26 protein-coding genes are annotated in these 21,145 nt (G+C 64.1%); 8 read left to right on the forward strand and 18 right to left on the reverse strand.

Annotated features, from left to right (window positions below; translation table 11 throughout):
- Positions 1 to 56: 56 nt before the first annotated feature.
- The 6 genes from B2W55_RS15520 to B2W55_RS15545 form a co-directional block, all read right to left on the reverse strand.
- Positions 57 to 1,106, reverse strand: a complete 1,050-nt coding sequence (locus tag B2W55_RS15520) for a phosphatase PAP2 family protein (protein ID WP_024585269.1) — start codon at positions 1,104 to 1,106, stop codon at positions 57 to 59.
- A 222-nt stretch (positions 1,107 to 1,328) separates the two neighbouring features.
- A complete protein-coding gene (locus B2W55_RS15525; RefSeq protein WP_024585268.1) occupies positions 1,329 to 1,829 on the reverse strand; it encodes a GNAT family N-acetyltransferase in 501 nt (166 codons plus the stop codon).
- 40 nt (positions 1,830 to 1,869) lie between these two features.
- The gene (locus tag B2W55_RS15530) at positions 1,870 to 2,298 is read right to left on the reverse strand and encodes a DUF1801 domain-containing protein (RefSeq protein ID WP_024585267.1); all 429 of its coding nucleotides are present in this window, start codon (positions 2,296 to 2,298) and stop codon (positions 1,870 to 1,872) included.
- A gap of 45 nt (positions 2,299 to 2,343) precedes the next feature.
- Entirely contained in the window at positions 2,344 to 2,580 is a 237-nt protein-coding gene (locus B2W55_RS15535) for a hypothetical protein (RefSeq protein WP_024585266.1), read from the reverse strand.
- A gap of 136 nt (positions 2,581 to 2,716) precedes the next feature.
- Positions 2,717 to 3,148: an SRPBCC family protein gene (locus B2W55_RS15540; protein ID WP_024585265.1), complete on the reverse strand. Its 432-nt coding sequence runs from the start codon at positions 3,146 to 3,148 to the stop codon at positions 2,717 to 2,719.
- Positions 3,145 to 3,468 carry an ArsR/SmtB family transcription factor gene (locus B2W55_RS15545; RefSeq protein WP_024585264.1) on the reverse strand — a complete coding sequence of 108 codons (324 nt, stop codon included), beginning with the start codon at positions 3,466 to 3,468 and terminating at the stop codon, positions 3,145 to 3,147. The genes B2W55_RS15540 and B2W55_RS15545 overlap by 4 nt, the downstream gene beginning before the upstream one ends.
- 528 nt (positions 3,469 to 3,996) lie before the next feature.
- Here B2W55_RS15545 and B2W55_RS15550 point away from each other — a divergent pair.
- Positions 3,997 to 4,749 carry a carbonic anhydrase gene (locus B2W55_RS15550; protein ID WP_024585263.1) on the forward strand — a complete coding sequence of 251 codons (753 nt, stop codon included), beginning with the start codon at positions 3,997 to 3,999 and terminating at the stop codon, positions 4,747 to 4,749.
- A gap of 3 nt (positions 4,750 to 4,752) precedes the next feature.
- On the opposite strand, the gene B2W55_RS15555 is transcribed toward B2W55_RS15550, so the two are convergent.
- Positions 4,753 to 5,538 (reverse strand): 2-keto-4-pentenoate hydratase, encoded by a 786-nt coding sequence (locus tag B2W55_RS15555; RefSeq protein WP_024585262.1) that lies wholly within the window; start codon positions 5,536 to 5,538, stop codon positions 4,753 to 4,755.
- Positions 5,539 to 5,646: 108 nt separating this feature from the next.
- Entirely contained in the window at positions 5,647 to 6,675 is a 1,029-nt protein-coding gene (locus tag B2W55_RS15560) for an SDR family oxidoreductase (protein ID WP_024585261.1), read from the reverse strand.
- Here B2W55_RS15560 and B2W55_RS15565 point away from each other — a divergent pair.
- Complete coding sequence (locus B2W55_RS15565; protein WP_245453190.1) at positions 6,656 to 7,198, forward strand: winged helix-turn-helix transcriptional regulator; 543 nt, start codon at positions 6,656 to 6,658, stop codon at positions 7,196 to 7,198. The genes B2W55_RS15560 and B2W55_RS15565 overlap by 20 nt on opposite strands.
- A gap of 29 nt (positions 7,199 to 7,227) precedes the next feature.
- Here the strand turns inward: B2W55_RS15565 and B2W55_RS15570 are convergent, their stop codons facing one another.
- The 3 genes from B2W55_RS15570 to B2W55_RS15580 form a co-directional block, all read right to left on the reverse strand.
- Positions 7,228 to 8,034 (reverse strand): phytanoyl-CoA dioxygenase family protein, encoded by an 807-nt coding sequence (locus B2W55_RS15570; protein WP_024585259.1) that lies wholly within the window; start codon positions 8,032 to 8,034, stop codon positions 7,228 to 7,230.
- A gap of 255 nt (positions 8,035 to 8,289) precedes the next feature.
- Complete coding sequence (gene dksA / locus B2W55_RS15575) at positions 8,290 to 8,655, reverse strand: RNA polymerase-binding protein DksA (protein WP_170991616.1); 366 nt, start codon at positions 8,653 to 8,655, stop codon at positions 8,290 to 8,292.
- A gap of 235 nt (positions 8,656 to 8,890) precedes the next feature.
- Positions 8,891 to 9,502, reverse strand: coding sequence for an NAD(P)-dependent oxidoreductase (locus B2W55_RS15580; RefSeq protein ID WP_024585258.1), 612 nt, complete (start codon positions 9,500 to 9,502; stop codon positions 8,891 to 8,893).
- 102 nt (positions 9,503 to 9,604) lie between these two features.
- Between B2W55_RS15580 and B2W55_RS15585 the strand changes: the two genes are divergently transcribed.
- A complete protein-coding gene (locus B2W55_RS15585; protein WP_024585257.1) occupies positions 9,605 to 9,991 on the forward strand; it encodes a winged helix-turn-helix transcriptional regulator in 387 nt (128 codons plus the stop codon).
- A 39-nt stretch (positions 9,992 to 10,030) separates the two neighbouring features.
- Here B2W55_RS15585 and B2W55_RS15590 read toward each other — a convergent pair whose 3' ends face one another.
- The gene (locus B2W55_RS15590) at positions 10,031 to 10,444 is read right to left on the reverse strand and encodes a flagellar assembly protein FliX (RefSeq protein ID WP_024585256.1); all 414 of its coding nucleotides are present in this window, start codon (positions 10,442 to 10,444) and stop codon (positions 10,031 to 10,033) included.
- 263 nt (positions 10,445 to 10,707) lie between these two features.
- Here B2W55_RS15590 and B2W55_RS15595 point away from each other — a divergent pair, with 263 nt between their 5' ends.
- The 4 genes from B2W55_RS15595 to B2W55_RS15610 all read left to right on the forward strand — a co-directional run bounded on the left by B2W55_RS15595 (position 10,708) and on the right by B2W55_RS15610 (position 13,255).
- The gene (locus tag B2W55_RS15595) at positions 10,708 to 11,832 is read left to right on the forward strand and encodes a flagellar basal body P-ring protein FlgI (RefSeq protein ID WP_024585255.1); all 1,125 of its coding nucleotides are present in this window, start codon (positions 10,708 to 10,710) and stop codon (positions 11,830 to 11,832) included.
- Positions 11,832 to 12,188, forward strand: coding sequence for a flagellar assembly peptidoglycan hydrolase FlgJ (gene flgJ / locus B2W55_RS15600; protein ID WP_029880298.1), 357 nt, complete (start codon positions 11,832 to 11,834; stop codon positions 12,186 to 12,188). The genes B2W55_RS15595 and flgJ overlap by 1 nt, the downstream gene beginning before the upstream one ends.
- A 21-nt stretch (positions 12,189 to 12,209) precedes the next feature.
- Positions 12,210 to 12,710, forward strand: coding sequence for a hypothetical protein (locus tag B2W55_RS15605; RefSeq protein ID WP_024585253.1), 501 nt, complete (start codon positions 12,210 to 12,212; stop codon positions 12,708 to 12,710).
- A gap of 158 nt (positions 12,711 to 12,868) precedes the next feature.
- A complete protein-coding gene (locus B2W55_RS15610; RefSeq protein WP_024585252.1) occupies positions 12,869 to 13,255 on the forward strand; it encodes a hypothetical protein in 387 nt (128 codons plus the stop codon).
- Between the two features lie 18 nt (positions 13,256 to 13,273).
- Here the strand turns inward: B2W55_RS15610 and B2W55_RS15615 are convergent, their stop codons facing one another.
- The 3 genes from B2W55_RS15615 to B2W55_RS15625 form a co-directional block, all read right to left on the reverse strand.
- Positions 13,274 to 13,639 carry a hypothetical protein gene (locus tag B2W55_RS15615; RefSeq protein ID WP_024585251.1) on the reverse strand — a complete coding sequence of 122 codons (366 nt, stop codon included), beginning with the start codon at positions 13,637 to 13,639 and terminating at the stop codon, positions 13,274 to 13,276.
- Between the two features lie 27 nt (positions 13,640 to 13,666).
- Positions 13,667 to 14,032: a flagellar biosynthesis regulator FlaF gene (flaF, locus tag B2W55_RS15620; protein WP_024585250.1), complete on the reverse strand. Its 366-nt coding sequence runs from the start codon at positions 14,030 to 14,032 to the stop codon at positions 13,667 to 13,669.
- Between the two features lie 206 nt (positions 14,033 to 14,238).
- The gene (locus tag B2W55_RS15625) at positions 14,239 to 15,399 is read right to left on the reverse strand and encodes a flagellin (RefSeq protein WP_043855431.1); all 1,161 of its coding nucleotides are present in this window, start codon (positions 15,397 to 15,399) and stop codon (positions 14,239 to 14,241) included.
- A 362-nt stretch (positions 15,400 to 15,761) separates the two neighbouring features.
- On the opposite strand from B2W55_RS15625, the gene flbT reads away from it, so the two are divergent.
- Positions 15,762 to 16,193, forward strand: coding sequence for a flagellar biosynthesis repressor FlbT (gene flbT / locus B2W55_RS15630; protein WP_024585280.1), 432 nt, complete (start codon positions 15,762 to 15,764; stop codon positions 16,191 to 16,193).
- 73 nt (positions 16,194 to 16,266) lie between these two features.
- On the opposite strand, the gene B2W55_RS15635 is transcribed toward flbT, so the two are convergent.
- The 3 genes from B2W55_RS15635 to B2W55_RS15645 form a co-directional block, all read right to left on the reverse strand.
- A complete protein-coding gene (locus B2W55_RS15635) occupies positions 16,267 to 18,147 on the reverse strand; it encodes a flagellar protein (protein WP_024585281.1) in 1,881 nt (626 codons plus the stop codon).
- A gap of 7 nt (positions 18,148 to 18,154) precedes the next feature.
- Positions 18,155 to 20,032: a flagellar hook-associated protein FlgK gene (gene flgK, locus B2W55_RS15640; RefSeq protein ID WP_024585282.1), complete on the reverse strand. Its 1,878-nt coding sequence runs from the start codon at positions 20,030 to 20,032 to the stop codon at positions 18,155 to 18,157.
- Positions 20,033 to 20,078: 46 nt separating this feature from the next.
- A partial coding sequence (locus B2W55_RS15645) for a flagellar hook-basal body complex protein (protein WP_291532240.1) occupies positions 20,079 to 21,145 on the reverse strand: 1,067 nt, incomplete at its 5' end.

Here is a 21,145-nt window from a genome sequence, read left to right on the forward strand (position 1 = left end):
CCGCAACCGGGTTGCGGGTCCGGTGATCGTGCAGCTGCCAAAGCCCGATTGCGCGGCTAGGCGGACGCGGCTTCCGGCATCGGCATTGCGCGCCCGGTCATGGACGATCTGCGGAGCATCGCCTCGACTTTCATCGCCGCCAGCCACAGCAGCGCTCCGCAAATGAGATCGATGACGTAATGGCCCCCGATCGGGATCGTCGAGACGAGGACGAGAACGTTCCAGATCAAGGTGATGCCGAACAGCCACCGCATGCCGATCGTCGCGAAAATCGTCATCAGGGCGAGGCAGGTGTGGAACGACGGAAACGTCACCACGCCCTGCAGATTGCTCAACGACAATTCAGGCGCGGCCGCGTTACGGAAGTATTCGAACTTCGCAAGATGATAGATCCCGGCGTGCTCGGGCAGCGCGTTGAGGATCGCGACGGGATGGTCGAAATAGACAAAGGCGCCCTTGGCAGGCCAGAACACCGAGAACGTCGTCGACGCAACGATCGTCAGGGCGAACACGAATACCAGTTGCCAGAGCTTGTCGAAACGCTTTGTCACCGCCAGGAGGACGAACAGCGCGGCCACCTGCACGAAGGAGCTGCAATAGGCGACAGCGAGCAGTTCTGTCAGCCGTGGATGGTCCGCAAACCATGGGATGATCGACTGCAAATCTATCCCGATGAGGCGATCGGCCTTGGCGAGACCGTCGTCGATCAGTGGGAATTTGTATCTGAGGCCGACGAGGCTGATCGTCGCCGCCGCCGCGGCCGACCAGAAGAACACGGCGACTGCCGCGGCCAGGTTGGACAGAACCGGAGCGGACCGCCATCTGCCGTACACGATATCGACGGCAAGCAGAAACCCCATCAGGCCTGAAAACAGCGTCAGGCTTTCGGGCTCGACGTCGATCTGAAATTTCCAGAGCAGGAAGCCGGCGAAGCCGCTCGCCGCGATGCCGACCAGCCATGAAGCCCGCTCGATCCGCTGATGAGGTTGCGGGGTTCGAAGTACGCCAGTTGCTGTGACCGGAGAGGCCTGCGGTGCGACTTCGGTGTCCGACGACGAAGCGATCCGTGACGGACCAACCGGCCGACTGAGCGTTGCGACTGCCATTGCGACTGCCATTCCAACGGGCGCTTCGACACGAAACCCGCTCACTCCACAGCCACAGGGTTAGCAGCTGCCCTCTCAATTGCATCGGTAATCAGATACAACTTCTGGCAAGGTCGCCGAGGATATGTATCCGATAGTAAATATTTTGTTTCTGACGAATTCCTACCTTGGGGTCCGAGTTCCCGCGCGCGGAACCCTAGGTTGCCGGCAGCGATACGCTTATCACCCGAATTCGGGCCCGTCGCTCAGAACGACGAAAACCTTGCCGCCGAGGTCAAAGTGCGCGACCTCGCGCATGCCGAGCCGCAGATGCGCCTTCAGCGAGCGAGGATTGTCCTCCCTGACGAACAGGATGGCCTCGCGGCCCGGAAACCTCGCCCGGAGCTCCGCATACAACGCCTCGAGCACGCCAAGGCCGCGCGCGTCGCGGGAGATGCACACCGGTCCGTACACGTAAGCATCAGGACCGCCCGGCCACGCCATCAGCATGGCCCGTACCGGCGGAGCCTCGTCAAAATCCTGCTCCGACGTCAGCAGCGCGCCGAGCAACCGATCGGCTTCGTCGGTCGCGATGACGATCGGTTGCCCGCTCGATATCCGCGTCTCGATCGTTTCGCGCGGCCACTGCCCGAGCAGCAGGCCGCCGTGAGCCCCGGAGTCGGCCATCAGCAGCGCGGAAATCGCTCCCGCATCCGGCAGTGTCGCGAGCCTGGTCCTGATCATCTCGTCCCGACCGGATCAGCGGACCACGCGCCAGCGTCGCTCACGCTTTCTTCTTTGCCGGCGCACCAACGCCCGCGGCCTTCTTCGCCGCTTTCCCGGCCGGCTTCTTCTTGGCCTGGTTGAGCTCGATCGCGGCGCGAATGAGGGCCTTCAGCGCAGGTCCGTTGATCTTGTCGCCCTCGAACAGATCGATCGCACGCCGTACATTGCCTTCGAAGCCGGTGTTGAACAGCTTGTCGGGATCCGGCAGTTGCGCCCCGTACATGAAAGTCAACTTCACCTTGCCCTTGTGGGCGTTGCCGACCGCGATGATGCCGTCGCACGACCACACCGGGCTGCCCATCCATTTCCACTCCTCGATGATTCCGGGGTCGGCGGCGAGGATGCTCTTGCGCAGGCTGGCGAGCGTCTTGCCGCGCCAGTCGGTGAGCCCTTCGATCATCCGGTCGATTTGTTCCGATGCCGTCATTGCTGCCTCACGCTTCTCGCCTGTCCGGTGCGATCACCCATCCAATCACAGCTGGGACACCGCCGTCGATCCGCGATGCTGGCGCCGCCGCGGCGCCAGATAGGGCAACGCAAACAGATACAGGCCAGTGAGCAGCATCGGGATCAGCGGGAACAGCGCCAGCAGGCCGATCCAGGCCGCTTGCAGCTGCGCGATCATTGCGACGATGTTGATGATGACGGCGACCGTGAAGACGATCGACAGCCAGCGGTGAGATTGGCGGATCAAGTTGTTCCAGTTCAATGTGAACTCCCGTTGGACGATGTGAGTACAATCGTCATTGCGAGGAGCGATAGCGACGAAGCAATCCATCGTGCAGCACGTGCAGAGAGATGGATTGCTCTGCTTCGCTTCGCTCGCAATGACGAGGGAGAGACGATCAGGCTTCGCGCGCGACCAGCCGATCGAGCTTCTCGAGGAACTGCTTCCATCCGGCATGGGCGCCGCCATAGGCCTGCTTCTGATGCGGCTGGAAGCCGGATTGTTCGACGCGAAGATGGGTGCCGCGCGCGGTCGGCGTCAGCGTGAACACCACCACGCTCTCGAGATTGTAGGCAGCATCCTCGTGCGCGAAGTTCCAGGTGTAGGACAACGTCCTGTGCGGCTCGACGGTGAGCACCTTGCAATCCAGCACGCCGCCCCACTCGCCGCGCAGATTGAAGCTGTGTCCGACCACGGGCTTGAAATCGTTTTTCATCAACCACTCCTCCATCAGATGCGGTTGCGTCAACGCGCGCCAGAGCTTCTCCGGCGGATGAGGAAATTCGCGCTCGACGATCGCGGAACGCGTCTCAGGAGTGGTCTTGTTCATTGGTCCATCCTTTTGAGGAGATCTTCGAGGTGGTCGAACCGGTTCTGCCAGAAGCCCGCCATCTGGCTGGTCCAGTCGATCAGCGGCGCCAGCGCGCCGAGTTGCGCGCTGTAATGCGTCTGCCTGCCCTCATGGCGGTCGCGTACCAGTCCGGCCTGCTTCAGCACGCCGAGATGCTTCGACACCGCCGGCTGCGAAATCTTCGCCCGCGCCGTCAACGCACCGACAGTCTGCTCGCCCTCGCGGCACAGGCGCTCGAAGATCGCCCGGCGGGTCGGATCGGCGAGAGTTCGAAACAGCAAATCATGGGCATCCGGCATGGCAATCCATAACCCGTTGGTTATGGACAAACGTATAACCAACTAGCTATGGATCAGTCAACAGGAAACTTGCTGGCATAATTTTAGCCAGAATTTCATACCGTTCGGTAGCTCAACCCCGCCGGCCCTCCCTCATTCACATATCCCATTGGTTATTTAAAAGAGCAGGTCTTAGATCGCGGAATGGGTGCGATCGGCCCCGGCTTTCCCTGCGCCCTCCTCGATGAGAGGGCGAAACGAAATACAAGCTCGGGCAATCATGTCGTGAGGCACGAAGTTGCGTCCTATCCTCAGCCGTCATCGCCCGGCTCGACCAGCGACCAACCTGTCAGTCATGTCTCCGAACAGGTGTCAGCCATGTCTCCGGGCTAAACATTTCGCGGGTGATGACACCGTGTGCTTGGCGTCGCCCAGGTGCAAGCCAGGACGATACGGGTGGACGCGGCGCTCGATGCGTGTCGTTGCGCAGGCATTGCCCCTGACCTACAAATGTCGCGCGGATGCGGTCCTTGTTCACGGAGAACCTTGATGTGCCAGCTCTGCGACGCCACAGCTCCCAGCCCAACCTCCCGACGCCATTTCCTCGCTGCCGCTGCCTGCACCGCTGCCAGCCTCGCCTTCACGCCACCGGTTTCCGCCAAAGAGACAAAGCCACCGCCGAAGCCGCAGAACGCGCTGCCGCCGGACGCCGCACTCGACCGGCTGGTGAAGGGCAACCTCCGCTATGTCGAAGGCGTGTCGCAGCGGCATGATTTCAAGCACGAGCGCGAAGCGCTGGCGGGCGGACAGAATCCGTTCGCCGGCATCCTGAGTTGCGCGGATTCCCGCATCGCGCCGGAATATGCGTTCGATACCGGCCGCGGCGATCTGTTCGTGTGCCGTGTCGCCGGCAATTTCGCCAGCGACGAGACCATCGCCAGTCTCGAATACGCATCATCCGTGCTCAACGTGCCGCTGTTCATGGTGCTCGGCCACGACAGCTGCGGAGCGGTCGATGCCGCGATCAAGTCGCTGAAGGACAACACCACCCTGCCCGGTCACCTGCCCTCGCTGGTCAACGCGATCGCGCCGGCGGTGAAGGCGACCGAGGGCAAGCCGGGCGACCGGCTCGCCAACGCGATCCGGCAGAACGTCATCGACAATGTCGCGAAGCTGAAATCGGCGACACCGATCCTCGGCGCTGCGGTCGACCAGGGCAAGCTCAGGATTGTCGGCGCGGTCTATCGACTGACCGACGGCAAGGTCGAGCTGGTCACGGACGCGAAGCGGCCGACGATCTGATGCTCAGGTGAACGTCGCCTCGACCTTGCCGAGACCATCGAGCTCCATCACGACCGTGTCGCCCGCCTTCAGCCACACCGTCTTGACCAGGCTGCCGGTCAGCACGATCTGGCCGGCATGCAGGCCACGGCCCTCCGCGGCGAGATGATTGGCGAGCCAGGCCAGCGCGTTGTGAGGGTGGCCCAGCACATCGGCGCCGGTGCCGCGGCCTTCCTCCTTGCCGTTGACGATGGCGCGTCCCGCGACCGTGCGCAGATCGGGCGCGGTGATCCGCGGCACCGCCTCGCCGAGCACGCAGCCGGCCGCGAAGAAGTCGTCGGCGATCAATGTCGGCGCGCCCAGCGTCTCCCATTTGACGTAGCGATCGTCGACGATCTCGATCGCTGGATAGTAGGCCTCGATCGCCTCGGCGACCCATTCGGCGGTGAACGGCGCCTCGCCTGGCGCGAGATTGCGCGCCAGCCGCACCGCGATCTCGCATTCAACGCCGACATGGACGAAATCGGCCGCCGGCAGCCGCACACCGCTGTCATGCACGACCTTCTCGAACACGCCGCCGCCACAGGGGTGCGGGATGTCGAGATATTCCTGCATCACCGCGCTGGTGCAGCCGATCTTGTAGCCGACGAGACTGCCGAGCTGGGCTTGCAGCAGATCATGCAACGCGCGCTGCACGAGGTAGCCTTCGGCCTCGTCGCCCGGCACGACGTCTTTCGAAAGTGCCTTGAGCGGCGCGCGACTGCGGCGCGCGCTGGCGATCGCTTTTGCGGCCGCGAGGACCCGATCCATCTGCGCAGCCTCCCTGATGATCGCGGCGCCGAGATGGCGCCTCCGTCTGCTCGCGGCAATTCAGCACTCACAGACGCATCTGGCAAGCACGCGGGATGCGAGATGCCGTCAGGCCTTGACCAGGCCGAGCCCGATCAGGCTTTCGGCGGTGGCAACGATCATCTCCTCATTGCCGCGCGGCTTCCAGCCGAGCACGCGTTGCGCCTTGGCGCTGGTGGAACGCCGCACCTTGCCCAGCAATGGCAGGGCGGCGCGGGCCAGCGGATTGCGCCGTGCGGCGAGCCGCATCATCCAGTCGGGCACCTGGAACCGGGGCACCCGCCGCGCCTGGCTGCCGAGCTTCTCGCGCAACACCCGGCCGACCTGCTGTACCGACATGATCTCGCCGGCGACCGCCAGGAACCGCTCGCCCCTGGCGTTGGGCGATGTCATTGCGCGCAGATGCAGGTCGGCGACGTCGCGCACATCGACGAGGCCGAAATGGATCCGCGGCGCCGCCGGCATCGCGCCGTCGAGCAGCGCCTTGATGATGCCGATCGATTCGGAGAAATCGGGGCCGAGCGCCGGGCCGAATACGGCGGTGGGATTGACCACGGCGAGCTCCAGACCGTTTCCCTCGCGCGCGACGAAATCCCAGGCCGCGCGCTCGGCCAGCGTCTTGGATTTCGGATAGGCCTGCACGTCGGGCCCTTCGAGATTGCTCCAGACCGTCTCGTCGAACGGCTCTGTTTGCGGCGGATGGCCATAACCGATCGCGGCAAACGATGACGTGACGACGACGCGCTTGACGCCGGCATCGCGCGCGGCGCGCAACACCCGCAACGTGCCTTGGCGCGCCGGAACGATCAGCTCGTTCTCGTCCTCGGGCACATGGGAGCCAAGCGGCGATGCAACATGGAGCACGTAGTCGCACCCCGCAGCCGCCTCGCGCCAGCCGTCGTCGCGCAGCAGATCGGCGGTGACGAAGCCAATCTTGTCGGGCGCGGCGGCGCCACCCTGACGCAGCATCGCGATCACGTCCGCGCTGCGATCCGGATTGCGCAGCGTGGTGCGCACGTCATGCCCGGCAGCCAGCAGCTGCAAAATCGTATGTACGCCGATGAAGCCCGATCCGCCCGTGACCAACACCGTGCTCATGTCCTCGCCCTTCCATGGTTCGGCGGGTTCGGGCATCGCGCTGCCCACCCTGCACAGGCCGCATCTGGTCACTATCTCTGTTCGAGCAAGTAGAATGAAAATCGAGACCGGTATGGAAAACAGTACCAGCGATGTGTGTGACAGCGGTGACTGCGACAGCTGCCACACCGATACCAGCCTGCTGATCGACTCCAAGCAGGCGATCCATGCGCTCAGCGGCAAGTGGAAGCTCGAGATCCTGTTCACGCTGATGCATGGCGGCGTGCGGTTCGGCGCGCTGCGCCGCGCGCTCAGTCCCGTCACCCAGCACATGCTGACGGCGCAGCTGCGCGAGCTCGAACGCGACGGGCTGGTGGCGCGCAAGGTGCTCGCCGAGAAGCCGCTGCAAGTCGCCTATGAGCTGACGGAGTCGGCGTGGGGCCTGACGCCGGCGTTCCGCGAATTGCTGACGTGGTCGAAGACCTACGGCTCGCAGACTAGCACCGCGGCAAGCGAGGCGACAATCGAGGCCGGACTGGCCTGAATGCCGCCTCGCCTTCAGGTCGGCATCCGTCACACCATGCCGAGCGCCCGCCGGATCGCGATCTCGACTGGCGCGTAAGCCGCGTCGTCACGCGTGAGCCGGTACGGCTCGCCGGGAGCCAGCGCGGGTTGCGCCATGAAGCGCGGCGTCGTGCCGCGATGCTTCTGCGCGGCATGCACCAGGAATGGATGACACAGATAGACCGTGCCGGCTTCGCCGCTTGCGAGCGCGATCTCGCAATCGGCGCCCATTTGCTCGAGGTTCATGCGCGCGCGTCCCGCCTCGCCGGCCGGCGCCAGATAGCGCGCCATCGGCAGATGCGAGCCGACCCTGATCCGGGTCGGCGCGTCGTGCTCGCCGACGTCGGAGAACAGGAACAGCAACAGCAGCGCCCGGCCGCGCGAGTTGACGTTCACCCGCCATGCCGAGAAGTCGCTGCGCTCGTTCGGGTCGCAATCGTCGCCGGGAAAGCTGACATCGACATGCCAGCCGGCATCGCCAGGATCGTCCGGATGCGGGAAGCGCACCGGAAAGGTTCCGATGTTGTCGCGCGGGCGCCAACGGCCTGGTCCTGCGATCTGGTCGAACGCCCGGTGCAGCACCGGCGTGTTGATCGCTTCCCGGAACGGCGGGCCGCCATAGCCGGGCAACCGCACCACCGGGTATGTCCAGCTCGAAGGGTCGTGCTCGCTGCAGGGGATGTCGCGCCACATGATGGCACGTCCCTGTTCGGCGAGTTCCCGCGGAAAGGCGTTGTCGATCCTGACAAAGCCCTGTTCGATGAATTGCGCGATCTGCGCATCGCTCAACGCGCGCGCGTCGTGTTGGTCGGTCATGATTGTCTCTCAAATTGTCACGAGCCGTCGATGCTCCGCGCTGCGCGGAGTTTGGCCGGCTCATTCGGTTCGCTGGAATCCCGCGAGCCCAGGCTTGCGGGGACGATCGGCACTTCCACGCGGAAGCGTGTTTCCTCTCGGAAACGAGATCAGCCCAGGAAGAACACCGATGCGATGTTGAGAGTACGTGTCATCATGGCGGCGCGAATCTACAACCGGTGCGCGCCGGGATCAATTGGTGGCGATCAACCGCCACTATTCGTCGCGATAGACCTTCTCGCGCTTCTCGTGGCGTTCCTGCGCCTCCACCGACAGCGTCGCGATCGGGCGGGCTTCGAGCCGCTTCAGCGAGATCGGTTCACCGGTCTCTTCGCAATAGCCGTAGGTGTTGTCTTCGATGCGCTGGAGCGCCGCGTCGATCTTGGAGATCAGCTTGCGCTGACGATCGCGGGCACGCAGTTCGATCGCACGGTCGGTTTCCGAGGACGCTCGGTCCGCGAGGTCGGGATGATTGACGTTCTCTTCCTGCAACGTCTGCAACGTGACCTTCGATTCGCGGAGGATTTCATCCTTCCAGGCCAGCAGCTTGGCGCGGAAATAGTCGCGCTGCCGCTCATTCATGAAAGGCTCTTTTTCAGTCGGCCGGTAGTTCTTCAGCTTTTCCAAAGGCAGCCATGTCCCTGTGAGGCGGAGGGGAACAGGACCCCTCCGCGCGGCGCCTTATATAGCCACGTCATGTGACAGACAATATCTGCCACCGCGAAAGCCGGGCCGCCCCCAAGGCCTTGCACAGGCAAACTTATCCGCCCTGCTTGGAGGCCGCCTTGGCGCTTCTCCGGGCGTTTCTCCCGGTCCCTCAGTAACCGACCGTGAAGCGCTGGCGGAGGTGGGACGGACGCTCGATTTCGTCGGCGAGTGCAACTGCGAAGTCCTCGAACGAGATCCAGCTCTTGCCGTCCGATGCGGTCAGCAGTTGGTCGGTCCCGAGCCGGAACTTGCCGGTCCGCTCACCCGCCACGAACAACGCCGAGGGCGACAGGAAGGTCCAATTCAGGTCCTTTTCGCCGCGCAACAGGTCGAGGAACTCACCCCCCTTGGTCGCCTCGGCCTTGTATTGGGGCGGGAAGTTCGGGGTGGCCACCAGCCGGACGCCGGGCGCCACTTCGAGGCTGCCGGCGCCGCCGACCACCAGGTAGCGGCCGACGCCGGAGCTTTTGGCCGCCCCGATCAACTTCGCGGGATCGCTGACCGAGAAGTGCACGGAACTGATCGCGGCGTCATGCCCGGCCCACAGCGTGGCCAGCGCCGCCTCATCGTTCACGTCGCCCTTCTTGGCAGTGACGTTGGGGAGGCTCGCGATCTTCTCCGGGTTGCGGGCGATGGCGGTGACGGCGTGGCCGCGGCGGGCGAGTTCCGCGGTGATCCGCGAGCCGGCCTGGCCGGACGCGCCGGCGATGGCGATCTTCATCTCAAGTCTCCGATTGATAGTTTCCAATGGTGACTAGATAGCGAAATGGATGTAGGTGTGAAGAAGGCACCCTTGTCTCACCTGATTACGCCGGAGTAACCGATGAAAGCTTCCAGCCTGAAGCCGGACGCCTATGCCGCCAACTGCCCGACGCGCCAGATCCTCGACCGGGTCGGCGACAAATGGGCGGTGCTGATCCTGTTGCTGCTGCGCAGCGAGCCGATGCGCTTCAACCAGCTCCGCCGCGCCATCGAGGGCATTTCGCAGAAGATGCTGTCGCAGGTGTTGAAGAGCCTCGAGCGCGACGGGCTGCTGCGCCGCCGGGCGATCGCAACCGTTCCGGTCACCGTGGAGTATTCGATCACGCCGCTCGGATCGACGCTGGCCGAAGCGGTCGATCCGCTGCGCGACTGGGCCGAGCAGAATCTGAAGGAAGTACTGGCCGCGCAGCGCCGCTACGACGCGCAGCGCAAGGCGCTGGCGGCGTAAGGCACCAGCGGCGTGAAGCGGATGAGTCGAGAGAACAGCCTAGTATTGGCCGGCCTTGGCGAGTTCGACTTCGACGCGCAGCTCGATCTCCCCGAGCACGGCATCGAGGCCGGGATCGCCGGAGGATTCCTTCAGGCTCGCCGCCGCATCGCGCAGCCGGTTTACCGTGGAAGAATCGAAATTGCCGGACAGCAGTCCCAGTTTGAGCGCATCGAGCACGTCGAGCGCGCCCTTGCCGCGGGCCACCGAGCGCTTGCGGCGTTCGGTCGGATCCTCGACGCCCTGTAGCGCGAGCAGCGCGTCCAGGCTGGTGGCGGCCTTCGGCGCTGTGGTGGAGCGGACCTCCTCCTGCGCGGTGGTCGCATCCGGCAACGAGAAGCCGCTCGACGAGGTCCGCCGCGTGGAGCTGGTGGACGTGCCAAGCGTGGTGCCGTTCGGTCCGTAGATGCGCATCGTGGTGATCCCGCAGGCCTGATGCCGCGAGCATCGCCGTTTTATGGTTAACGGCGCGTAAACGACCCGGCAATTTCTGCCGCCGCACGGCAGTTTCGCGCTCCCTGGCCAACCCCAGCCCAACGAGAGCCAGACAATTTCGATAAATATATCAACACATTGCCAGATCAAATCGAACTGGCACGCAGCTCGCATGGTTAATGGCGGATCGCCGTCATGGGAGTGTCGCGTGATCCAACAGTGAGTTTGAGGGGAGCATCGGGATGCCCGGCATCCGCATCATACGTTTATTCGGAGTGGCCTGCGCCGCGTTGCTGGCGCTGGCGGCCTCCGCCATGCCGGCCGCTGCGACGTCGCGGATCAAGGACCTCGCCAATATCGAGGGCGTGCGCCAGAACCAGTTGATCGGCTACGGCCTGGTGGTCGGCCTCAACGGCACCGGCGACACGCTGAACAACATCCCCTTCACCAAGCAATCGCTGCAAGCGATGCTCGAGCGCATGGGCGTCAACATCCGCGGCGCAACCATCCGCACCGGCAACGTTGCGGCCGTGATGGTCACCGGCAATCTGCCGGCGTTCGGCACCCAGGGCACGCGGATGGACGTCACCGTCTCCGCGCTCGGCGATGCCAAGGACCTGCGCGGCGGCACCCTGCTCGTCACCCCCCTGCTCGGCGCCGACGGCAATGTCTATGCGGTGGCGCAAGGCACGCTCGCGATCTCCGGCTTCCAGGCCGAGGGCGAAGCCGCCAAGGTGGTGCGCGGCGTGCCGACGGTCGGCCGCATCGCCAACGGCGCCATCATCGAGCGCGAGATCGAATTCGCGCTCAATCGGCTGCCCAATGTGCGGCTCGCGCTGCGCAACGCCGACTTCACTACCGCCAAGCGGATCGCCGCCGCGGTCAACGACTATCTCGGCGTCAAGACCGCCGAACCGCTCGATCCCTCCACCGTGCAGCTTTCGATTCCGCCGGAGTTCAAGGGCAACGTCGTCGCCTTCCTGACCGAGATCGAGCAGTTGCAGGTCGAACCTGATCTGGCCGCGCGGATCGTGATCGACGAGCGTTCCGGCATCATCGTGATGGGCCGCGACGTCCGCGTCGCCACCGTCGCGGTGGCACAAGGCAACCTCACCGTCACGATCTCGGAGAGCCCGCAGGTCAGCCAGCCCAATCCGCTGTCGCGCGGCCGCACCGTGGTGACGCCGCGCAGCAATGTGCAAGTCACCGAGGACGGCAAGAAGTTCGCCGTGGTCAAGGACGGCGTCTCGTTGCAGCAGCTGGTCGACGGCCTCAACGGCCTCGGCATCGGTCCACGCGACCTGATCAGCATCCTGCAGGCGATCAAGGCCGCCGGCGCGATCGAAGCCGACATCGAGGTGATGTGATGACGAGCCTGATCAACAGCACGTCCGGCAGCATGCCGAACAAGGCGCTGATGCCGATGTTCAAGGGCCGCCCCGATCCGGTGTTGCAGGACGCGATCAAGAAGGTCACGCCGCAGCAACTCGCCAAGGCGCAAGCCACCGCGACCGATTTCGAATCGATGTTCCTGAACTCGATGTTCTCGCAGATGACCACCGGCCTGAAGGGCGATGGTCCCTACGGCGACACGGTCGGCACCGGCCCGTGGCGCTCGATGCTGACCGACCAATATTCGAAGAACTTCGCCAAGTCCGGCGGCGTCGGCATTTCCAACGAAGTGTTCCGCTCGCTGATTTTGCAACAGGCGAACAAGAGCTAACCGGTTTCAAGGAGCAGCGCGATGAACCAGCGTCCACAGCAGCAGCGGCCAGCGTCAGCCCCGATCGCGCGGCCTGCGACGTCGACGCCGCCCGACGTCGCGCGTCTCGCCAACGAGCTCACCGAAGTGATGGGTGCGCTGCTTGCGGTCGTCGAACAGGAAACCGAATTCGTCCGCGCCGGCAAGATCCGCGAGGGCATGCGGCTCGAGGCGCAGAAGTCCGAGTTGTCGCGACGCTACATGGTCGCGGTGGAGCATCTGAAGTCGATGCAGAAGATGCTGACGCAGACCGATCCCGAACTGCTCGCGACGCTGCGGCGGCATCACGAGACGTTCCGCGCCATGCTGCAAGTCAACCTGACGGTGCTCGCGACCGCGCACGCGGTCTCCGAAGGCATCGTGCGCGGCGTCAATGCCGAGGTGCAGCGCCGCAACATCCCGAACACCTACACCGCGAGCGGACAGCGCGCCACGCCAGGCCCGCGCAACATGACGCCGATCTCCGTCAGCCGCACGCTCTGACGCCCACCAACAATTTAGCTCAATTCGACGCAAGCTCGGCAGCACGCCGTTCAGCGTGTTCCCTAACAGCCTGTTGAGATGTTCCCCGTAGAGTTGCGGATCGTGAGGGGTTGGGATTTGACTCAAGCAAACTAGTGCCTGTGCACTACGAGGCTGCCATGAGTACAGATTTCAACATCAAGCCGGTGGGGGCACCGGTCGCGGCGCCGATGGTCACTCCTGTGAGCGACACGGCGCAGAAGGCGGTGAAGACCGAATTGCCCGCGAGCCAGAGCGTCACCGCTCCGGAGCCGAGCGTGCGCGTCACGATCGATCCGAACGCCGCCAACGCATCGCGCGCGAACCAGTCCCCGACGGTCACCGACCAGGTCATCATCGACCGCGACGCCCATGCCGTGGTCTATCAGGTGGTCGACAACCGCACGAACCTGGTGGTGAGACAATTTCCGGAAGAAGCCGTGTTGCGCCGCCGCGCCTATTTCCACACCCTCGATCTCAGCAAGGACGCGCCGACCCGGATGAACGCGACCGACCGCCAGGCATAGGCGCCGCCTCGGCGGCGCTCAGGTCTTCTGGGTGGCGTAGGCCTTGTCGAGATAGGTCGACCCCGTCGCCGGATCGGTGACGACATTGGCGATCAGCGCCGTCCCCTGCTGCACCAGCGAGAACTTGGTATCGCCGATCCGGAACGCGCCGTCCTTGATCAGCACATCCTGATACTTGCTGGTGCCGTCGCTCTGGTAGTGCACCTTGGCGCGGAAGCCATCGACATTCGACACGGAGATGTTGAACGACTTGTTGTTGGCGTACTTGCCGCTCCAGCTGCCTTCATAGAGGTTCGGATCGACCGGCACATAGGGCGTCTTCGACGGAACCGTTAGGCCGGCGGCCTTGTAGTTGGCTGACAGGATGCTCAGGACGTCGGCCATGGCGCGGCTCCGTCGTTGCGCGATCGATCAACCGCGGCCTGAAAGGCCGGCGGCAAGGTTGCAATTGATATCGATCAGCGACTTCAGCTTCGCCGGGTCCGGATTCATCTGGATGTCGACAGTCTGCTTCATCACGAACACGCCGATGTTCGCGATGTTCTGACGCACCTCGAGCGGCTGCGGATTCTCGTCGCCCTGCGCTGCGCTGAGGAAGATCGACCACAGGCGCCGGTTGAACAGCAATGCGTGATCGAGCGCCTTGTCGAGACCGTTCCAGTTCGACTGGACTTCCTGTAGCTGACGGGCCGCCTTCAGAAGTGCCTGCGCCTCGATTTCGCGTGGGGACGCCGTCGTCGTAGATGTACGAGCGTAGGCCTGGGCTGCATTCGACATTAATGACCTCGATGGATGCGGATTTCTCGAGCCGCGGAGACGCAATTCTAGCGCTCGATATTTATGCATCCGGCGCCTTTAAATATGGTTAGCAGCCGTTACGAAATGCGTCGTTCTGACGGCACAGACAGATACCGTAATATCCCGGAGACAAACGAAAACGGCGGGGTTTCCCCCGCCGTTGCCGAAGTGCTTGCGCGACGCGCTTAGCGGAGCAACTGAAGCACGCTCTGCTGGCTCTGGTTGGCGAGCGCCAGCGCGGAGACCGCGATCGACTGACGGGTCGACAGCGCCTGGCTGTTGGCGGCTTCCTCGTTGGTATCGGCCAGCGTCAGGTTCGACGAACCGGTCTGCAGCACGTTGATCAGGTTCTTGGAGAAATCCTGACGGATCTGCACGATCGAGAGGTTCGAACCCAGCGTCGAGGCTTCGCTGCGCAGCGAGGAGCTCGCCGTGCTCAGCGACGCGATCACGTTGTTCGCCGAGTTGTTGTCGAGGAAGTCGGTGCCCGCGGCCAGCGACTTCAGGCCGAGGCCCGCGGCATCGAACTTGACGCCGGTGATGCTGAGCGTGGACTTGCCGGTCTCGTTGAAGGTCAGCTTCAGGCTGTCGCCGCTCAACAGGTTGATGCCGTTGAACGACGCGTCCTGCGCCGTGGTCGTGATCTGCGAGATGGTGTTGTTGTACTGCTGGACCAGCGCGGCGCGCGCCGACTGCGAAGCCGAGTCGGCAACCGGGGCGGTCGCGGTGCCGAACGTCGCGGTGCCGGTGCCAGTGTAGGTCACCGCACCGATCGTCGTCGAGGCAGCGTCGTTGGTCGTGCTGATGACCAGCTTGTTGGAGCTGTCGAGGCTCGCCGTCAGGTTGCTCGCCGCCAGCGACGTATTCAGCTGCGCCAGCGACGTGTTGGCGCCGAACGTGAAGCTGAAGGCGGGCTGGCCGGCAGAGGCCGCGATCGCCAGGGTGTCACCGCTCTTGATGGTGGTGCCATCGACGAGGTTCGCCGCGGTGCCGCCGAGCGCCGCCGCCGAGCTCACGGTCGACCGCGTGGTGTAGCCGGTCGGGCTTTGCAGCACCTGGTTGGCAATCGACTTCGCGGTGTCGACCAGCTTCTGCAACGAGGTGATGCCGGTGTTGGCAGCCTGGAGCACCTGCACGCCGTTGCCGATGCCGTCGAGCAGGTTGTTGATGTCGCTGGCACGGTTGTCGAGCGACTGCGCCGTGAAGAAGTTGGTCGGGTTGTCGAGCGCCGTGTTGACCTTCTTGCCGGTGGCAAGGCGGTTCTGCGTGGTGGAGAGCAGATCGGCGGTGGACTGGAGGGAGAGGAGGTTCTGGCGAACCGAGGACGAGAGAATGATATCGGACATTTTCATACCTTTCTGGTGTGAAACTGAGAAAAAGCCGCGCCAGTCCTTTCTGACCGCGCGGATGGCCGATCCTGCATTCAGGCCGCGAAGGAAAAAGAAATCTCCAGATTGGCATTTCAATCAAATGCGAGAGAATAAAATTGTCGCCATTGGACGAGGTTCGCCGCGAAAACTACTGACGCGACTGCTGATTCCGGCGCGACGTCACCGCCTGCGCGCGCCCTTTGTTCACCAAGCGTTAACCATCATGGGAAAGGATCGCTGTCGCATCGGCCCCGGGCCGCAACGGCGGCTGCTAAGCAGTGCCGAACATGTTCCGCGAGCGACGACATCGCGCGACTGCCCGGCAAAGGAGAACGGTCATGGCCCTGAAGGTCGAACTCAAACCGAACGAGCGCATCATCGTCGGCAATTGCGTGATCACCAACACCGATCAGCGCGCCCGCCTGCTGATCGACGGCGACCGCATCCCGATCCTGCGCGAGAAGGATATCCTGACACCCGAGACCGCTGACACGCCGGCGAAGCTGATCTATCTCGCGGTGCAGCTGATGTATCTGTCGCCAGACCCGATGGCGCACCACCCGACCTATTTCAGCCTGGTACGCGACATCATCACGGCGATGCCCAGCGCCTGGCCGTTCATCGAAAGCGTCAACAACTTCATCCTCAACGGCGACCTCTATCACGCGCTGAAGGAATCCAAGAAGCTGATCGCGCATGAGGAGAAGCTGCTGGAAACCGCGCGCAACCAGCAAAACGCCAATCGGGACGACACCCGCAAGAGCGCGTAGAAGTTCCGCGCCTTGAACGAAAAAGGCCTCCGCGAGGAGGCCTTCTTGTTGTCCGATGACGTGCGCCGAACGATCAGCCGATCGGCAGATATTTCAGCAGCGTCGTCTGATACAGCATCGACGTGGTTTGATACGATGCTTGCAGGCTGGTCTGCAGCGCCAGGATCTTGGTCGCGACCTCGTCCTGATTGACGCCCTCGACCGAGTCGAGCATCGTTTCGGCCATGCTCTTGAGCTGGGTCTGCCGATCGGTCGCGGCCTTGGTCGCGGTCTGGGCGCCGGCGAATTCGGCCTGCACGTCCTGGATCTGCTGCTGACCGTTCTGCGGAGCGAGGTTGCCACTGACCCGCTGCGCGAGGGCGGTCACCTGGGCGCTGGCATTCGGGTTGCTGGCGTCGGTCGTCACCGCCGCATACACCGCGACGTTCTGCAACAAATAGCGGAAGGCCTGCTCGTTGGCGCGCGCGCCATACTGCACGGTGATCGATTGATCGACCTGCGCCACGGCGGTGCCGCGCGCCGATCCCGGACCGTTCTCGCCAGTGTACCAGTTGACCGTATTGTCGGGCGTACCCGCGACCAGATTGGTCGCGGTATTGAACGGCGGCCCCCCGACCCGGAGCGGCGCGGGAGCCGCGGTCGTGTTGTTGGCGATGCCGAGCGCACCGAGCGCCGCCGAATTCGAACTCGAGATCGAGAGACTCTCGCCATCGGCACCGTGCAGCGTGATCGCGCCATTGCTGATGGTCGACGGGTTCTTGGTGCCGCTGACCTGGTCGATCTTCGCCATCAGCGTCTGCACGCTGTCGGTGATGTTGACCTGGTTGCCGGTGGCGCCCGAGGCAACGAAGGTGATCGGGGTGCCGTTCACCGTGATGGTGTCGCCGGCCGCGAAGCTCGTGGACAGCGAGTTGGTGCCCGCCGCCCCCGAAAGCGCGGTGGCGCCGGAGATCGGCGCCGCCGGCGCATTCTGGTTGTTGACGGCCGCGCCGGAGACGGTCGCGACCGGATTGAAGAAGTTGTTCGACGCCGCGACCGCCGATGCCGCGACCAGCGAGGTGTCGCTCAAGGTCTTGATCGACGAGGTCAGTGTGGACTGGAGGTTGGCGGTCGTGGCCGCGGTGTCGGCGCCGATCAGGAACGAGCCGGCCGGCGCCGGGCTCGTCGTCGTCGCCGTGAGCTCGATCGCTTCGGTGGTCCCGTCGGGCAGCGTGAAGTTGAACTTGATCTTGTCGCCGTCCTTCGGATTGACGGCACCGAGATCGACCGATGCGGACTTCGGCGCGCCGGTCGGCTGCGTCACGGTGGCGCCGGTCAAGGACGATTGCACCGACAGGAGCTTCAGGCCGAACGGCGAGCCGTCCTCGGCGACGCTGGTCACCGTCGTGGTCGCCGGCGGCGATGAGACGCTGAGGCGTCCCATCATGCCGGCGCCCTGATCGGCCTGCTTGCGCTCGTTGATGAGCTGGATCAGGCCGGCCTGGGTTGCGGTGCCCTTCAGCATGGTGTCGGCAGAGACCGTCGCCGGCGTATCCATCGCACGGCCGGAAAACAGATAGCGGTCACCCGACTGGCTGTTCAGCATCGCGACCGCATTGGCGAAGGCGGCCTGCGCCGTGATCTGGCCCGAGGTCTGCCCGTTGTTGTTCAGCGTCAGCGTCGCCGTTGTGGCGGCGTTCTTCACCTGGGTTCCGACGTCGGACAAGCCCTGCAAGGTGAGGTTGGCGACGCTCAGGCGCGTGTTGAGATTGGTCGCGGTGTCGGAGAACGCGTTGATGCTGCTGATCTGCGCGCGCAGGCTGAGCGCAAAGCCGCGATCGAGCCCCTGCCCCGCATAGGTCGTCGACACCTTGCCCGTCGCGAGCTGCGTCGTCAGGTCGTTGAGCTGATTACGCAGGTTGAGGATGTTGGTGCCGATATAGGAAGTTCTGCCGCTTACGCCGTCGATCGACATGTTACCCTCACGTGAGCTGCAGCAGCGCGTCGTACATCTGCTTGATCGTCGACATCACGCGCGCGTTGGCCGAATAGGCGTTCTGCAGCGAGAGCAGATGCGCCATCTCGTCGTCCATGTTGACGCCCGAGGTCGAGTCCATCTTGGACTGTAGCGTGTTGAGAACGACGTCCTGACCGTCTGCCAGTTGCTTGGCGGCGGTCGCCGACTCGCCCTGCTGGCTGATGAACTGCTTGGCAAAGTTCAGCAGCGTGCCGGTGAACGGCGCGCCGGTCGTGCCGAGACCGGTCTGCGGCGAATAGCTGTACGACGCGTTCGACAACTGGCTCAGAATGAGGTTGGCGCGCGTGGTGTCGCCGGCCGGCGTCTGTGGATTGGTCGAATACACCACCATGCGCGAGGGATCGCCGACCAAGGCGGTGTTGACGCTGATCCGCCCGGCAAGGCCGGTGGACTGCGATCCATTGGCGCTGATCGCGCCGGTGTAGAGCGCGCCGTTGTCGGTGAACAGCGGCAGCTGCGGATCGCCCGAGGTCAGTGACGAGGCGGTCGTGGTGACCGACGCCGCGGTCACGTCGGCCTTGTTGGCGGCACCGTCGTCGAGCACGCGCAGCGTCGATCCCGACGGATTGGAGAATTGCAGGCCGGTTCCGCCGAGCGCGCCGTTGAGCTGCGCCAGCACCGAACTCATGCCGCCGGAGAAATCCACCCCCAGCACCTCGTCGTTCGGATCGACGGTCGCGGTGTTGCTCAGCGGCAGCACGCTCGGATCATTGACACGGATGATCGACAGGTTGTGCGTGAGGCCGGTGGCGTTGTCCTTGTAGGAGAGGTGGATGGTATTGCCGTTCTGCAACCCCGACAGATCGAGGTCGAAGCCGGACTGCGCCCCCGACGTCGCCGCGGTGCCTGCCGTCGTCTTGTCCGACAGCGCGCTCGACATCGCGGCGGCGAACTGGTCGATCTGCGCCTGGGCCTGCACCAGCGTGTTGTCGCGCAGCTCGAGATAGGCGGCGATCTTGCCGGACCGGATCGAGTTGGTCGACACCATGTCGTAGGTGCCGCCATGCGGGAAGTTGATGGTGATGGTGCCGACGGTGCTCTTGGTCGGGTCGGAATTGTACAGCGTGTTGGGCGTCATCGTGCCCTGGGCGTTGAAGCTGAGCGTCGCGGCCTCGGTGCCGACCAACTGTACGCCGGAATTGGTGAACACGGTCACCTGGTTCTGGCCGTTGGTGACGGTGCGGATGTCCATCAGCTGCGAGAGCTGTGTGACGTAGCGATCGCGCTGGTCGAGCAATGCCGCGGTCGAGGCATCGGCGGTCCCGCCACTGGCTTGCAGCTGGACATTGAGCCGCGCGATCTGTTGCAGGGCGTTGTTGGCGCTGTTGACGGAATCGGTGATCCCAGCCTCGGCATTGGCGCGCAGCGTCTGGATCCCCTGCGACGTCGCGTTGAGCTGCTGCGCCATCGATTGCGCGGCATTGACGACGCCGATGCGCGCCGACTGCGAATCCGGGCTGGTCGACAGGCCTTGCAGCGCGGTCAGGAACTTGTTGTAGGCGTCCTCGATCGTGCCGGTGGAGTCGGGATTGCCGTAGACCCCCTGCAAATTGGCCAGGAAGCTCGAGCGCACGTCGGCGTAGCTGGCACCAGACGTCTCGGTGCGAAGCTGGGTTTGCAGGAATTCGTCGAGCTGGCGGTTGACGCCGTTGATCAGGACGCTCGAGCCGTACTGGCCGGTGGTACCGGTGGTCTGGTTCAGCGTCTTCTTGACGTAGCCCGGCGTCTCCGCGTTGGCGACGTTCGACGACACGAGCGACAGCGAGGCCTGCGTGGCGCGCAGGCCCGACATCGCGGTGGAAAGGGCTTGGCTCAAACCCATGTTGTGTACTCGCCTTTACTGCTTCACACGTGCATCGTCGATGCGATCAGCGCACCACGTTCAGAAGATCCTGCACCATCGAATTGGTCGTCGTGATCACCTTGGTGTTTGCCGAATAGGCCTGCTGGGTCACGATCAGCTTGGTGAACTCGTCGGCAATATCGGTGTTCGAGTTTTCGAGCGAGGAGCCGACGATGGTACTACCGCCCTTGCCGAACAGCGCTCCTCCGGACTCATCGGTCGCCTCGAACGCGCCACCGTCGATGCGCTTGAGGAAGTTGGTGCCGTTGAAGGTCGCCACCGAGATCTCGGCGAGGTCGATGTTGCGGCCGTTGGTATAGTTGCCGACGATGCGGCCGTTGGTCGAGACGCTGACCGACTGAAGCTGGCCGGCCGGGAAGCCGTCCTGCTGGATCTGGTTGACCTGGACGTTGCCGTTGGTATCCGCGAACTGGGTCACGCCGCCGGAGCCGAAATTGATCACGGGGCTGCCGAGCGACACGCCGTTGACGACGGCATTGTTGAGCGTCACCGAGGAAATCGCCGGCGACATCTGGCCGTTCGCCGCGAAGGTGAAGTTGACGTTGACGTTCTGCCACGCGACCTGGGTGCCGGTTGCATTGGGATTGACCTGATAGAACAGGTTCCAGGTATCGGTATGCCCGGCGCCCAGCGAAGCGCTGTCGCTCTTCGCCCAGCGCAGTTGCAGGTTCACCGGCGCACCCGACACGTCGTAGCCCGTGACGGCACCGCCCGAGACGGATTCGTTCAGGAACGTCGAGTTGTCGTTGCCGACCACCTGCCCGGTGCCGACCGTGCCGCCGCCACCGCGGGTCGCAGCCGCCTGCCCGGTGAAGCCGAGCGCCGCGAGCGCGGTCGAGTTCGAGCTGGTCACCTGCAAGTCCGACGCGGTGCCGGAGTGCAGGGTGATCTTGCCGCCGCTGATGGTCGATGGAGTCGCAGTCCCGGTAATCGCGTCGATCTTGGCGAGCAGCGTTCCGATGCTGTCCGTGACATTGAGCTGGTTGCCGGTCGCACCTGACGCCACGAAGGTGATGACGGTTCCGTTGACCGTGATCGTATCGGCCGGCACGACCGGCAACCAGCTCAATG

Origin of the sequence: Bradyrhizobium sp. UBA2491 (genome assembly GCF_002341725.1) — a bacterium.
Taxonomy (GTDB): Bacteria; Pseudomonadota; Alphaproteobacteria; order Rhizobiales; family Xanthobacteraceae; genus Bradyrhizobium.